Source organism: Cyanobacterium sp. uoEpiScrs1, from assembly GCF_947331815.1.
GTDB lineage: Bacteria > Cyanobacteriota > Cyanobacteriia > Cyanobacteriales > Microcystaceae > Rippkaea.
Genome location: NZ_OX373462.1, coordinates 1276120 through 1289584, shown reverse-complemented (window position 1 = coordinate 1289584; position 13465 = coordinate 1276120). Strand labels below are relative to the sequence as shown.

Annotated in this window: 12 protein-coding genes; 5 read left to right on the top strand and 7 right to left on the bottom strand. The window is 32.5% G+C overall.

Features of this window, described 5'->3' with window-relative positions; all coding sequences use genetic code 11:
- Nucleotides 1-268: 268 nt before the first annotated feature.
- Nucleotides 269-499 carry a ferredoxin-thioredoxin reductase variable chain gene (locus tag OXU93_RS04525; protein WP_267382731.1) on the bottom strand — a complete coding sequence of 77 codons (231 nt, stop codon included), beginning with the start codon at nucleotides 497-499 and terminating at the stop codon, nucleotides 269-271.
- A 305-nt stretch (nucleotides 500-804) separates the two neighbouring features.
- On the opposite strand from OXU93_RS04525, the gene lpxD reads away from it, so the two are divergent.
- Nucleotides 805-1851, top strand: a complete 1047-nt coding sequence (lpxD, locus tag OXU93_RS04520) for a UDP-3-O-(3-hydroxymyristoyl)glucosamine N-acyltransferase (RefSeq protein ID WP_267382729.1) — start codon at nucleotides 805-807, stop codon at nucleotides 1849-1851.
- 812 nt (nucleotides 1852-2663) lie between these two features.
- Here the strand turns inward: lpxD and aroQ are convergent.
- Together aroQ and rpsF are read right to left on the bottom strand one after the other, a co-directional pair.
- On the bottom strand, nucleotides 2664-3128 hold the full coding sequence (aroQ, locus tag OXU93_RS04515; RefSeq protein ID WP_267382727.1) for a type II 3-dehydroquinate dehydratase: 465 nt from the start codon (nucleotides 3126-3128) through the stop codon (nucleotides 2664-2666).
- A 445-nt stretch (nucleotides 3129-3573) separates the two neighbouring features.
- Complete coding sequence (rpsF, locus tag OXU93_RS04510; protein WP_324126893.1) at nucleotides 3574-3945, bottom strand: 30S ribosomal protein S6; 372 nt, start codon at nucleotides 3943-3945, stop codon at nucleotides 3574-3576.
- A 169-nt stretch (nucleotides 3946-4114) separates the two neighbouring features.
- Between rpsF and OXU93_RS04505 the strand changes: the two genes are divergently transcribed.
- Nucleotides 4115-4942: a fumarylacetoacetate hydrolase family protein gene (locus OXU93_RS04505; RefSeq protein ID WP_267382724.1), complete on the top strand. Its 828-nt coding sequence runs from the start codon at nucleotides 4115-4117 to the stop codon at nucleotides 4940-4942.
- On the opposite strand, the gene OXU93_RS04500 is transcribed toward OXU93_RS04505, so the two are convergent.
- The gene (locus tag OXU93_RS04500; RefSeq protein WP_267382722.1) at nucleotides 4902-5402 is read right to left on the bottom strand and encodes a Tic20 family protein; all 501 of its coding nucleotides are present in this window, start codon (nucleotides 5400-5402) and stop codon (nucleotides 4902-4904) included. The two genes, OXU93_RS04505 and OXU93_RS04500, sit on opposite strands and share 41 nt — an antisense overlap.
- A gap of 1433 nt (nucleotides 5403-6835) precedes the next feature.
- Here OXU93_RS04500 and OXU93_RS04495 point away from each other — a divergent pair.
- Both OXU93_RS04495 and OXU93_RS04490 read left to right on the top strand, forming a co-directional pair.
- Complete coding sequence (locus OXU93_RS04495; protein ID WP_267382720.1) at nucleotides 6836-7207, top strand: DUF2237 family protein; 372 nt, start codon at nucleotides 6836-6838, stop codon at nucleotides 7205-7207.
- 414 nt (nucleotides 7208-7621) lie between these two features.
- Nucleotides 7622-7837 (top strand): hypothetical protein, encoded by a 216-nt coding sequence (locus tag OXU93_RS04490; RefSeq protein ID WP_267382718.1) that lies wholly within the window; start codon nucleotides 7622-7624, stop codon nucleotides 7835-7837.
- Here the strand turns inward: OXU93_RS04490 and ilvN are convergent.
- On the bottom strand, nucleotides 7822-8352 hold the full coding sequence (ilvN, locus tag OXU93_RS04485) for an acetolactate synthase small subunit (protein WP_267382716.1): 531 nt from the start codon (nucleotides 8350-8352) through the stop codon (nucleotides 7822-7824). The genes OXU93_RS04490 and ilvN overlap by 16 nt on opposite strands.
- A 355-nt stretch (nucleotides 8353-8707) precedes the next feature.
- On the opposite strand from ilvN, the gene mgtE reads away from it, so the two are divergent.
- Nucleotides 8708-10096 carry a magnesium transporter gene (gene mgtE, locus OXU93_RS04480; RefSeq protein ID WP_416378761.1) on the top strand — a complete coding sequence of 463 codons (1389 nt, stop codon included), beginning with the start codon at nucleotides 8708-8710 and terminating at the stop codon, nucleotides 10094-10096.
- Between the two features lie 701 nt (nucleotides 10097-10797).
- Here the strand turns inward: mgtE and fabZ are convergent.
- Together fabZ and mtnA are read right to left on the bottom strand one after the other, a co-directional pair.
- Nucleotides 10798-11319: a 3-hydroxyacyl-ACP dehydratase FabZ gene (fabZ, locus tag OXU93_RS04475; protein ID WP_267382714.1), complete on the bottom strand. Its 522-nt coding sequence runs from the start codon at nucleotides 11317-11319 to the stop codon at nucleotides 10798-10800.
- Nucleotides 11320-11524: 205 nt separating this feature from the next.
- Nucleotides 11525-12577, bottom strand: coding sequence for an S-methyl-5-thioribose-1-phosphate isomerase (gene mtnA / locus OXU93_RS04470; protein WP_267382712.1), 1053 nt, complete (start codon nucleotides 12575-12577; stop codon nucleotides 11525-11527).
- Nucleotides 12578-13465 lie beyond the last annotated feature (888 nt).

Genomic DNA, 13465 nt, shown 5'->3' with positions numbered 1-13465 from the left:
TTGTCTCTTAATTCAATAATTTTTTCTGTTTCATTTACTTTAGCTATTTGTTTCAATAATCATCTTAATATGTCCATAATTATTATATTTAAGTTAATCTATTCTATGATGAGAAACAGTCAGAAAAATTTTTATCTAACCAAGAAATTCTTTTTAAGTTCAAGCCGTGATAGAAAATTGTCGGTAAAGTTTAATTGCGACACAAATTATGTCCGATTGACTCTTGGGAAGTTTCTACGAGTTATTCTCCCCAAGTCTAGGTAAAATCTTATTCTGATTCGATCAATTCTAGTTCACGATCCCGAAAATGAGCCTTAAACCGTTTATCAAATTTGACTAAGATGGGAAAATTGGCGCTAACCGGCCTTCCTTGCCAATTTGTAATAATATTAATGATTTCTCCTTCCATCCCTTTGAGATCGAAGGGCTGTTTTTTATGCTGAGGGAAATGGTAAACAATAGTAGATGCCATAACACGGACGCGATCGCCAACTTTCATGTGTGTTCTTAATTGTACGGTTAACGGTATAAGGCTTACTGTCAATCATCTATTATCGATGATAATAAGCGGTGAGCAATTGTTTAGATAATATCTAAACCAGCTTATCATTTACTCTAGACTTAGCCTACTGAGTGAACTAACTTTTTTTTTAAAAAGTAACTCTAGATAATAAGGTTTCATTTTAGTCTAATTACTTGGTCCAAAGTTTTTTAAATCTTTGCCATAATTGTTGTTGTCAGAGTTTTACAGAAGAATGACTAACAACTTCCTAAAATTTAATCGGTTTTTAAGGAAAATTAACGATGAAGTTCAATGAAATTACTGAGAAGCTTAATCCTGCAGTTATCGATTCTAGCTTAACTAAACATCCCCATAATAACCCTAATATTATTGGACTTGCCCCTGTCGATGAAGCGATAACAGGACAACTTAGCTATATTGATGGAAATAAATTTGCCACTATGGTTGATAAAACAGCAGCCAGTGCCTTAATATTACCCATTGATGAGACATTGCAAAACCAAGCGAGTAAAAAAGGAATTGCTTGGATAGCTACCCAAGAACCTCGTTTAATGTTCGCTCAGGTGATTAGTTTGTTTTATCAACCTTTTCGCCCTGCTCCTGGAATTCATCCAAATGCCGTCATTGATCCCTCGGTCAAGCTTGGCAAAGACATTTATATTGGTCCCCATGTGGTCATTGAACGAGATGTGACTATAGGAGATAATGTCTGTATTTATCCCAATGTAGTTATTTATCCACATGTTTCTATTGGTAGTTATACTATTCTTCATGCTAACTGTACTATTCACGAATGTACACAAACTGGTTCTAATTGTGTGATTCATAGTGGAGCAGTTATCGGGTCAGAGGGTTTTGGATTTGTACCCACCCCTCAAGGTTGGTTTAAGATGGAACAATCAGGGTATGTAATTCTCAAAGACGGAGTAGAAGTTGGCTGTAATAGTACTATTGATCGCCCTGCTGTAGGAACGACTAATATTGGACGTAATACCAAGCTAGATAATTTAGTCCATGTTGCCCATAGTTGCCAAATTGGCGAAAATTGTGCTTTAGCCGGACAAGTGGGTTTAGCTGGAGGCGTTAAGTTGGGGAACAATGTAATCTTAGCCGGACAGGTTGGGGTAGCAAATAAAGCTAAAATCGGTGACGGAGTTATTGCTACAGCTCAAACAGGCATCCCTCATGATATCTCTTCAGGAGAAATAGTTTCTAGCAGCCCGGCAGTTCCTAATAAATTATATCTTAAGGCTTCTGCCATCTATAAACGTCTCCCTGAAATATATCAAACACTAAAGCGTCTACAAAAAAAAATTGAAGGTAGTTAAACTGTTGATGAATTATTAAGACTTTTGTCTACTACAATAACCTAGTTTTCTAAGATTAAAACTTAAAAACTAGGTTGGTTATTACTTGTAATAAATAATAACCAACCTAGTTTTCTCTTTCAACTGTTTATTCATATTGATTGCTTTTTTACTGTAGTTACTATATATTGAGGTACGTTTAATACTTTTAAATAATTTATTTATAGTATTTTAATTGCTTTTATTCTGGCTCTAAAGACTATTCTTTTAGTTATTAGATTAATTATAACTGATATACCATTCACTATAAATCGATAATAGACTGAAGGAACCTCATTAATTAACAGGTTGAAGTGTTTTTACCAAGCTATTCAGTTGAGAGAGATCTCCGCTCTTAATAAATCATGTTATTTCTACAGCCATATCTATATTAACCCTTAGAGAGTTAATTGTCAGTTAGATGTATAAATTAGTTCTAAATATCGACGCAGAAGAATCAACATAATTCTTATCGAACCATTATGACATGACCTTAGTCGGGGAGAGACAATTTACATCGAAAATAAAGATACCACTATTGATGTATCACTGTATCATTCTTTGTCGGATGCCTAATTAGTCTGTTAGCATGGTCACAGTTCGGTTAATTGCTAATTATATAGCTATTCTAACAGCAATTCGAGATTTAGAAGTTTACTATCTCTGATAGTTGAAGATATCTGATAGTTGAAGATAGTCGAAACAGATACACTTTATTATTTTCAATAAGTCCTACTCTTAATTTTCTGACAAAAAATTGTTCATCCTATTGCTATTCCATAAAGAAATTTTCTTTACTTCCCATTTCTAAGAAAATCAACTAAAGCATATAATCCTAATTTATAACTCTGTACACCAAAACCACTAATTTGTCCGACCACAACAGCAGAAATATAAGAATAACTACGAAAATCCTCCCGTTTATAAATATTACTCATATGAACCTCAACAGTAGGAATATTAACTGCAGACAAGGCATCCCTAATCGCAATACTAGTGTGGGTATAGGCTCCAGCATTAATGATAATCCCTTGATGCTTATTCAAAGAATCGTGGATAACATCGACTAAAACCCCTTCGTGGTTAGACTGCACACATTCTAGATCAAGTACAAGGGAGCTCGCCTCATTTTTTAAAAGACAATTTATACTCTCTAAAGTGACAGAACCATAAATAGACGGTTCTCGTTTTCCTAACAGATTTAGGTTAGGACCGTGAAGAACCAAAATATTAAGTCGCTTAAAAGTTTCTGAATACACTTAAGATCAACCATGCTTAGCGGCAGTGCCGTGGGTCGTTAACAGGGACAGGGAGAGGCTCAGGTTCAGGTTCGGTTTGTGGACCTAGTAACGTTTCGATCAATTTTTGTGCCCATTCTTTGAGCTTTTCCAAAACTTTCTCCAAGTAGTCCATCGGTACAGGCCGCTCCTGATTAATATGTTCAATCGGTTTTCTGTGATGCTTGTTAGATAGGCAGCAGAACTACCTTAAGAACTGTGCCATTTCTTCTAAATACTTACAACAACAAACTAGTTTATAAATGAGTTTTATAGATGTATCAATTCTAACACAAGGTTTTTAAGACGGACACTACTTACGGCTAGAACACTAGAGCAGTATTGGGGAGAGAGTCCATCATAAATTTTGAATAAACCACCCGTAACCCCCATATACATTTTATTCCAACAGCTAATCTGTTAACTTTTAAGTGTCAACAACTTGTTCAAGTTCTTCTTGGACTTCAGCGTTAACATCTAGTTCTTTAATATCTAGTTCTTTTGACTTAGTTTTATTGACCTTGATAGTTAAATAGCGAATCACCTCGTCACTTAAGCGCATTGCCCGTTCTAAAGGGGCTACTTGAAGTCCCTCCCCTTGGTAATTCATTTGAACATAAATTCCATCAAAGTATCGTTGAATTGGATAAGCTAGTCGCCGCTTACCCCAAATTTTAGTTTGGAGATCAATTACATCATACTCCTTTAGAAAATCTTCATATTTACTTACTTCTTGCTGCACCTGCTCTTCTGATAAACTGGGGCGCAGAATGTATAACATTTCGTAACTTTCATTCATAACGATAATCTCCTTGTGGACAAGTTGGCTTCTCTATAGCTTTAAGTCTGAGAAGCAAGGGAAGTCTTTTGGACAAATCCAAATAAAATCATACTACGATTAAAAGATTTAGCGCTAGTATATCTGTTACCCTATCGACTTAAATCTATTCAACTGACCCTATACTGCTATGGCGCAACGCTATGTTAGAGTCAAAACGGCTCAAGGAAAAATCCACTACGGCTCCCTTAATCCTGATCGTACAGTGACAGTTTTAAATACTGCTCCCTGGCAGGGGGGACAACTGACTGAAACTACTTTAGGAGCTGATAATTATCATCTATTAGCCCCTTGTTTTCCTTCCAAAATCATAGCAGTAGGGAGAAATTACCGTGCCCATACTGCTGAACTTGGTAATATAGTTCCTCAGGAACCTCTATTATTTCTCAAGCCTCCTTCAACCCTAACCCCTGATAGTCAACCAATTTACTATCCTCCTCAGTCTCAACGGGTTGACTATGAGGGAGAATTGGCCCTAGTGATGGGCGAGATCACTAAAAATTGTTCCCCTCAACAGGCCCGTACAAAAATCTGGGGATATACAATTGCTAATGACGTCACCGCTCGTGATCTACAAAGAAAAGATGATCAATGGACAAGAGCAAAAGGGTTTGACAGCTTTTGTCCTCTCGGTCCTTGGATTGTAAGAGAATTAAGTGCGGGAGCTAGAATACAAACTTTCGTCAATGACGACCCTGAGCCTCGACAGTCAGCGTTAATTCATGAGATGGTTTTTTCACCGCAAGCTGTGGTTTCTTATATTTCCCATATTATGACTTTGATGCCAGGGGATGTTGTTTTTACAGGTACTCCAGAAGGGGTAGGCCCAGTTAAAATAGGAGATAAGATTAGAGTTGAAATTGAAGGGATTGGCAGTTTAGAAAATCCTGTAATGCCTGCTTTTGTACCTCAAATTTCTAGTAACGAACTTGGGAATATGCCGCCTCAGAAATTGTAGGAATTTCAGCGTAACGTCCTAGAACTGATTGAACCATTGAATAGTAGGAAACTGTAATTGAACCTAAAAATACGACATTATATAGAGTTTCTATCAGCAGACCACCATTTCCGAAAGCGGGTACGAGAACCCATTGCATAATCAATCTGATTAACGATAGTAGAATTCCAATTAAAATACTCTGCATAGTATTGTAGCGGACAAAGTGGCTAATTCTATCATTGCGAACTATTCCTAAAAAGAGAATTATAAAAACTAAAAAGCTACCAAACATCCCAAACAATTGAACAGAGAATTGGTAAACAACTGCAATGGGTAAACCTGGTAATAAAAATAAGCTAAAAATAGGAAATTGGTTGACCAAAAAGTTACTAAAAAATATTGTGTCGAAAATAGCGAAACAATAAACTAAGGTTCCAAAAATACGCTCTTTAATCTCTATAGACCCACGCCAGTTCATAATACTCGTCTCCTATGAGTAATTGATTATGTCTACTCTTTAATGTAACAATATCTGCTATATTTTGTAATTTAACGTTAGTTATCAGTCGATGATGGATAACTAGAAAATACTACTGTGAATTATTTGTTAACTATTGATCAGTGTCTAATATCCAACAATTTTTATCTTTTTATTTTAAGGTTATTCCTTATTTTGACTTGACTTCTCTTATTTTTAAATCTATGTTTTTTATGATTTTTTTAGTAGTTAACTGTCTTGAACTAAAGCAATTTTTAATCATAAATAAAAAAATAAATAATATAAAAATCTTTTATCTAATATGTTGTTGATATATAAAAATATTTAGTTATTTAACTATAGGATTATAAATCATTTCTGATAGTATCATTGATTTAATTAAGTATTTCTATTGTAGAATCATCCTGATTCTACAATAGAAATACTGCCTTAATATAGGTCTTATCTATAAATAATATTGACTTTTATATAAATGAAGATTATTTTAAGATTTAAATTATTAATTCTATATCATGTCTAGTTTAGATAAGCTTTTATGTTTTAAGCAAGTGAGTAACAATAGATGACGCTTTAACAGTAAAATAATCAATCAATTTTTATATAAATCAATTTAGTTTGTAGCCAATTAATTGTTTAAAAAATAATATTTGTATATATGATATTTTCATTCTATACTTAAATTATTCTGATGTACAATGATTGGCAATATTAAACAATATTAATCTATTAAACTGATTTTCGTATATACTTTAACTATAATATATAGAAAATTTTTCTATATATTATAGCTTATTTTGAAGTCAGCTAAACTATTTGATTATTTTTGGCATTCAACTATAAGTTTCAGTTCCGTAGTTATAAAAAATATTCTATTCTTTATTAAAGGTTGTATAAATGCCCAGGATATAAATATAAAAATACAAACAATAAAATTGATAAAAACAAGCCAATTTATGAGAGTAATATATGTCATTGTTAATTGCTTGAACATAATATATTATTATATAACTTGATATTACAATATACTATCTAAGAGTTAATTAATTGGTTGAATAATCATAGGTAATTAAATCTTTTTTACTAACTATAGTAATTTCATGATTCATCTATAATATTAATTACATAAGTTTAGTTTTGAGTGTTAAGTAACATCATTTATTATTCAGGATACAAAAATTATGTAAAACAAGTGTTTTTTTGAAAAACTGCTTCTACCACTTATACAATGACTTCAGGATAAGTAGTTCATAGTTTTCTCTATTTATTCATTGGTATAGATTGATAGTATTCGATATCTTCTGATAACTTTGAACTTAATTTAATTATAATTAAATTAAGTTCAAAGTTATATTTTTTGACACTAATATGATAGGATACCCTCGAGAGCTGGTTCTTTAAATAGGAGTATAGAGATGACAAAACCTAAAAACGTCTTAGGGACCGAATTAATTGCTTGCTGCACTTCCCCGATGACAGGATATTATCGAGATGGCTATTGTCGTACAGGAAGTCAAGATTATGGAGCCCATGTTGTCTGTGCAAAAATAAGTTCAGCATTTCTAGAATTTACTAAATCTCAGGGCAATGATCTTAGTACTCCTATTCCTCATTATAATTTTTCTGGGTTAAGACCAGGTGATCATTGGTGTTTATGTGCGTCACGCTGGCAAGAAGCCTTGAACGCTGGAGTTGCTCCCCAAGTTATTCTAGAAGCAACCCATGTTAGAGCGTTAGAAATAGTTTCTTTTAGTGACCTAAAACAATACCGATATGAGTTGAATTAGTCTCGAGAGCTTCTTGTCAAGTATCTAGACACATCTTGCTGTCATTTAGGTAAATAACCAGTAGTTGCGAAGCAATCTCTACAAATGCTTGTACCAGTTTTCTAATCCGATGTTACTAATTATGTCCAAAACTCGAGTTTAAATATTTTTGAAATATTCCGTGTTTATTCTGGACTAATTGAAATCTTCTTGTTGTCTCCTCAATGATTTAAGGTGTATACTCTTTTTGTTTAACCTTAGATTCGCAGAGTATTATTTTATGTTAATTTTATCAGCGTCGATATAAGCTAGTATAGACTTTGTGAGACTGTAATAAATTGTCTGTCGAGCTTATTCCCATAGTTAAAAACCGGGGGCTTGTATTCTCGGATTTTTCAGTCATGAAAATAATAATTTTGGTGATTTTTAGCAAAAATGACTATTTCCAAAATTGAAGCTAAACAACTTCTAGAACGTTTAATTTTTGAGGACACTCATCCACAAGATTGGGTCGACGACGTTTGGGGGTTAAGTCCTATGCATGGAGATAGTTGCGCAAAATTATTAGAGGCTTTCGATTGTTTAATTGAACTCTGTCGAGAGGAACAATTGGAAAATTTACTCCAGTCAATTTATCAAGACAAAGTTTGAAGTTTTGCTTCAAGAGATTTTAGATATTCTGTGTTAACACCAGATTCCCGTACTAGAGCAACTTTTCCAGTTCGTGCTATTTCCTTGAGCCCAAACTTGTTTAACATTTGGACAATTGCCACAATTTTACCAGGGTCACCTACTACTTCGATTGTAACTGCCTCTTCCGAAATATCGACAATTTTGGATCGAAATACTTGAGCTAGTTCAATCACTTCAGCACGATTAGAAGCCGATGCATTAACTTTGACGAGTATCAATTCCCTTTCTACGCAGGGAGTCTGGGTAATGTCATTAACTTTAAGGACATTAATTAGCTTGTACAATTGTTTCGTCAACTGCTCAATACTATCCTTATCTCCAGGCACGACCATAATTATACGGGACACTCCTACTGTTTCGGCAGGGCCAACAGCTAAACTTTCAATATTAAAGCCACGACGGGCAAATAAGCCTGCAATTCGAGTCAAAACTCCGGCTTCGTCTTCAACTAAAACAGATAGGGTATGTTTCATGTTTAATGCATTATTAAGTTTACTAAAAAGTTTGGCTTGACTAACCATTTTTATATAGGTTGTATCTTACACCTTACTCTGACATGATTAGTTTTCCCTTGGACTAATATATTACCATAACCAACAATATTCGTAATATATAAAATATTTTCCCTGTTAATGAGTTCTAAAAATTAAACAGCTAATTATCATTATTTATAGTACAAAGTATAATTATTTTATTAGTCAAAGAATGTAAATACAATTCTAGAACTTGATAATTATAGCTTAAATAATTTTTAGCAATAAGCTGTTTTGCATTTAAACTAAGTAAAGTCTAAAAAAGTCTAAATTTATATATAAAGGAGTATTAATAATGATGAATACTGATATATCCACTCCTATTGGTTCTCATAGTGAACTTAGAGAGTTAGTTCGTATTCAACTTCAACTTTTACTAGAGCAGAAAAACTATGAAGGTGTTAAAACTTTACTTGTTCCTGTTCAACCTGTGGATATTGCTGAGGCGATTGAAGAATTACCAAAAACCTTACAGATTATAGCTTTTCGTCTTTTAACAAAATCAGAAGCAATAGATGTTTATGAATATCTTGATCCGATAGTACAACAGTCATTAATTAAAGAATTTCATGATCAAGAAGCTATCGCTATTGTTAATGATATGTCACCGGATGATCGGGCTAAATTATTTGACGAATTACCACCTAAACTAGTTCGAAGGTTAATTGCTCAGATTGCTCCGAAAGAACGAGAATTCACTGCTCTTTTATTAGGGTATCAAAGTGACAATGCCGGGCGACTTATGACTCCTGAATATATTGCTCTCAAAGAACATTTGACAGCAACAAAAGCACAAGAGAAACTAAGGACAGTAGCTCATAAATCAGAAGTTAATTATTATATTTACGTAACGGACACTAATAAACGTCTCATTGGTATTTTATCTCTTAAAGATTTGATTATCGCTGAACCAGATCAAACCTTGGGGGAAATAATGACACAGGATGTCATTTATACTTATACTAATACTGATCAAGAAGAGGTTGCTAGACTTATTCAACGTTATGATTTATTAGCTTTACCGATTGTAGATAAAGATGAAAATCTTTTAGGAGTTATTACTGTTGATGACGTTATTGATATTATACAAGAAGAGGCAACCGAAGATTTTTATAAAATGGGAGCAGTAGAATCCCAGGGAGATAACTACTTTCAAGTGGGATTATTTGAGGTGGTAAAAAAAAGAATTCCTTGGCTGTTATTATTGTTAATAACTAACTCAGTAACTGTAATTATTATGAGTCAGTATGAGACAGTATTAGATGAAGCTGTTGCTTTAGCTTTTTTTACACCTTTACTAATCGGTGCAGGAGGAAATGTAGGAGCACAATCTTCGACTGTCGTCATTAGAGGATTAAGTACAGAAGCTTTAAGAGACAAAAAACCAGTTAGTGTTATCCTTCGTGAATTACTTAGTGGCGGATTATTGGGGATTATTTTGGGACCATTAGTCATTATTTGTATTTTTTTATTTTTGGGACATCACGAAGTGGGTTTGACTGTAGGAATTAGTTTACTAGTAATTACTATAATTGCTGCAACAACGGGTGCAGCATTTCCCTATATTTTTAAGTCTTTTGGTTTAGATCCTGCATTAATGTCTGCTCCTTTTATTACTACTATTGTTGATATTTTAGGTCTTTTAATCTATCTTAATTTGGCTCGACTATTTTTAAGAATTTAAAATTTCTACACATGACAATATAAAAAATAAAGTTAATTCTTGACGAAGAAGATATTAAATTTAAATTAATTTCAATCATTCATTAATGTATTTTATTATTTTCGTATTAAACATAATATATAAGTCCTTGAATATATGTTTAGATTTCTCATGGTTTTTAATACTAATTATTAAATTTTCAATTTATTTTTTATTCTTTGCTTATTTCTTGTTGTGTAAGATATATTTTATGAACTAGTATTTAAAAAATATACCAATAAAAAGTATAAAGATTAACAAAGACAAAGATATCCCACTATAATATAAATGTCTTTTAAAGACATACTTGATTTCTTAGCAGTATAAAAATACTATCTATGTGAAATGGCAGCTATAGAATTAGATGATAAAAATTACTTTGAAAATGATCAATATTGATCATCGATCAATCAAACAATAGAAAATATCGTTAAATTATTTTATATTAATTTAATGACTTAGAGAAATCTTAGGGATTATCTCAACTCAGGGGTTCATTCATCTTGAATTAACTATTATTTAGTAATCTGACAATAGCAACAAGGACTAAGTTACTTTTTTTGTTTATTTTCTCTATTTAGACCCTGTTTTAAAATTTGCATTATTTGTCAAGACAATCAGATATATTAATGGATCTTAATTTATCTTAAAACAGCCAGATTACTAAATAATAGTTTAAGAAGTTAATCAATTCGAGAAAATAACATATCTGCCTGTACAACTATATGTTTATTAACTACACCTTGTCCTTTCATCTTGGCAATGCGATTCCGTTTAAATGTTAATAATTCTACCGTCATAATTAACTGATCTCCTGGAACTACGGGAAGACGAAAACGAACTTTATCAATACCTGCAAAAGCAAAAAATTGACCTTTCATATCAGGAAGTAAAGTTAAAATAACCCCTCCAACTTGCGCCATAGATTCAACAATTAATACTCCTGGCATGATAGGACGAGCAGGAATGTGTCCCATGAAGAATTGCTCATTAATGGTTACATTTTTAATACCGACAGCTTTTTCTCCAGGTACATAATCAATAATGCGATCAACCAATGCAAAAGGATAGCGATGGGGAAGTAATTCTTGAATTTCTTGAACAGTAAAAGTTGTTTTAATAGACAAACTTTCCGTTAATTCTTTTTTATTTTTACTTGATTCTTGAGAGGTCTGAGTAGTATCAGTATTAGTTACAGTTGACATAGAGATTCGTTACGATAATTGGTTATTTTGAATTTAATCAAATCCTTTTTATTGTTCCATATTTTTAGCTCACATCTAAATTAAATTAGAAAATTAGTTTAAGTAAATCGTAATTGTAAGAGTCAACTTAATATTTTAGTAATAAATATATAAAATAGTTATATATTTATTACTAAATACTTATAAGTGTACTTAGTGGCGAGAATTAACTATTTTTGAGCCTCAAAAGTTTATTCGGTTTAATAACTCCTTTTTCCGTAAAAAAAGCATCAATTAAACTGGCTGGCATGATATCAAAAGCTGGATTATAGTAATCGACCCCTTCAGGACAAAGTCGGGTCTCTGACATCTGATAGATCTCGGATGGATGACGTTCTTCAACAGGGATTTGGTCCCCATTTTCTAAGTTAAAATCAATAGTAGATAAAGGAGCCGCAACGAAAAAGGGAATATTGTGCATCTTCGCTGCAACTGCTAAAGCATATGTCCCAATTTTATTAGCAGTATCCCCATTTGCGGCAATTCTGTCAGCTCCCACTACTACTGCATCAATCTTTCCTAATTTCATACAATAGGCAGCCATATTATCACTGATAACAGTAACTGGAATACCTTCTTGTACACATTCCCAGGCAGTTAATTTAGCTCCCTGAAAACGGGGCCGAGTTTCATCAGCATAGACTCTTTTTAATCTCCCTCTAGTCCAAGCTGAACGAACTACTCCCAAAGCTGTTCCATATCCGGCTGTTGCTAATGCACCCGCATTACAATGAGTAAGGAGGGTTAATTTCTGAGGGCTATTGGGTAACGCTTTTAAGCTGAATTGACCAATTTTATGACAGGTTTGCAAATCTTCTGCTTGAATAGTTTGAGCTGTTTTTAGTAGAATCTTCTTAATTTCTTCTACCGGTTCTACACTTTTATAGGCTGTCCTCAACATCCGAGAAATTGCCCAGAATAGATTAACAGCCGTTGGGCGAGTTTCTCTCAGTTTTTGAGCTACAATTTCAAGATGTATTAAAAATTTATCCACTTGTTGTGTCTGAATTGCTCTTGCTCCTAAGTACATGCCATATGCCGCTGCAATCCCAATAGCCGGCGCACCTCTGACAACCATAGTTTTAATGGCTTCAGCCATATCCTCATAACGGGTAATTTCTACCAAGGCATATTCGTGAGGCAACATCGTTTGATCAATAAGCAATACTTTGTCTTCACTCCAAAATACTGGACAGATAGGAAGAATTGTAGATTTCATAGACAAAAAAATTAAGCAAAACTAGTCTTTTAGCAATATGTTGATACGAGATACTTAATAAGTGTCATTCTTTACTATACGATTATTAGTATATTTTATAATAAAAAAATAGTTTCTACTCTAATGTTGACAACTAAATATGTACAGTTATCAATAAAAAAATCGAATCATATCATACAGTTTTGTACTAGCTCAAGAAACTTCAAAATACATTGACTATTTAATAACTCTAATGAGTAGCGTTAATAACGCTAGCAAAAGTTTACAAAAACTTATTGAATTAACAAATAATAAAATTCAACTGATTTAGAGCTACGAAATATGTAGTGTATTGAATAGTTATCATCAACTACTCCAGAATCTTGATGCTTATTAAGTAAGAAATTATTTAAATTTTATTGTTAAAAATAGTGGTTGATTTAAATAGTAAAATAATTAAATATTGTAATTATTATTAGATAAGTGCTTTCTGTTAACTAACATTATTAATAATTTTCATAAAAAACAATTTAGTTGAATTAAAATTATTATTTTTCTATATTAAGCTTTTTTAGCTTTAATACGACTGATTTAAACTACAATCTCTATTTCAGTTATTAACAATAATCACCTTTATTTTTTTGATGTAAACCAATTACACTTTTCGAAGAAAAGTTTTAGTAGTATTTTTATCAAAACCATGACCACCTAAATAATTTTCATGAAAATAAAGTTTATTTTTAATTTTATTTTCATAAAATGCCAAAACTTGCAATATCTCCATTGCCAATAATACCATCTTAAAATTTTAATAAAATAACGATTAATATATTGGCAGACGTTCTATGGCTTTTTTAAAAAAAGCTATTTTATTTGTTTAACCTAGAGTTAAAGAATAAATAAGGAGCA

Excerpts from the sequence above, each read along its gene's own strand:
- OXU93_RS04525 (WP_267382731.1), bottom strand. The coding sequence starts at position 499 with ATGAAAGTTGGCGATCGCGTCCGTGTTATGGCATCTACTATTGTTTAC.
- lpxD (WP_267382729.1), top strand. The coding sequence starts at position 805 with ATGAAGTTCAATGAAATTACTGAGAAGCTTAATCCTGCAGTTATCGAT.
- rpsF (WP_324126893.1), bottom strand. The coding sequence starts at position 3,945 with ATGAATGAAAGTTACGAAATGTTATACATTCTGCGCCCCAGTTTATCA.
- OXU93_RS04505 (WP_267382724.1), top strand. The coding sequence starts at position 4,115 with ATGGCGCAACGCTATGTTAGAGTCAAAACGGCTCAAGGAAAAATCCAC.
- OXU93_RS04500 (WP_267382722.1), bottom strand. The coding sequence starts at position 5,402 with ATGAACTGGCGTGGGTCTATAGAGATTAAAGAGCGTATTTTTGGAACC.
- OXU93_RS04495 (WP_267382720.1), top strand. The coding sequence starts at position 6,836 with ATGACAAAACCTAAAAACGTCTTAGGGACCGAATTAATTGCTTGCTGC.
- OXU93_RS04490 (WP_267382718.1), top strand. The coding sequence starts at position 7,622 with ATGACTATTTCCAAAATTGAAGCTAAACAACTTCTAGAACGTTTAATT.
- ilvN (WP_267382716.1), bottom strand. The coding sequence starts at position 8,352 with ATGAAACATACCCTATCTGTTTTAGTTGAAGACGAAGCCGGAGTTTTG.
- mgtE (WP_416378761.1), top strand. The coding sequence starts at position 8,708 with ATGATGAATACTGATATATCCACTCCTATTGGTTCTCATAGTGAACTT.
- fabZ (WP_267382714.1), bottom strand. The coding sequence starts at position 11,319 with ATGTCAACTGTAACTAATACTGATACTACTCAGACCTCTCAAGAATCA.
- mtnA (WP_267382712.1), bottom strand. The coding sequence starts at position 12,577 with ATGAAATCTACAATTCTTCCTATCTGTCCAGTATTTTGGAGTGAAGAC.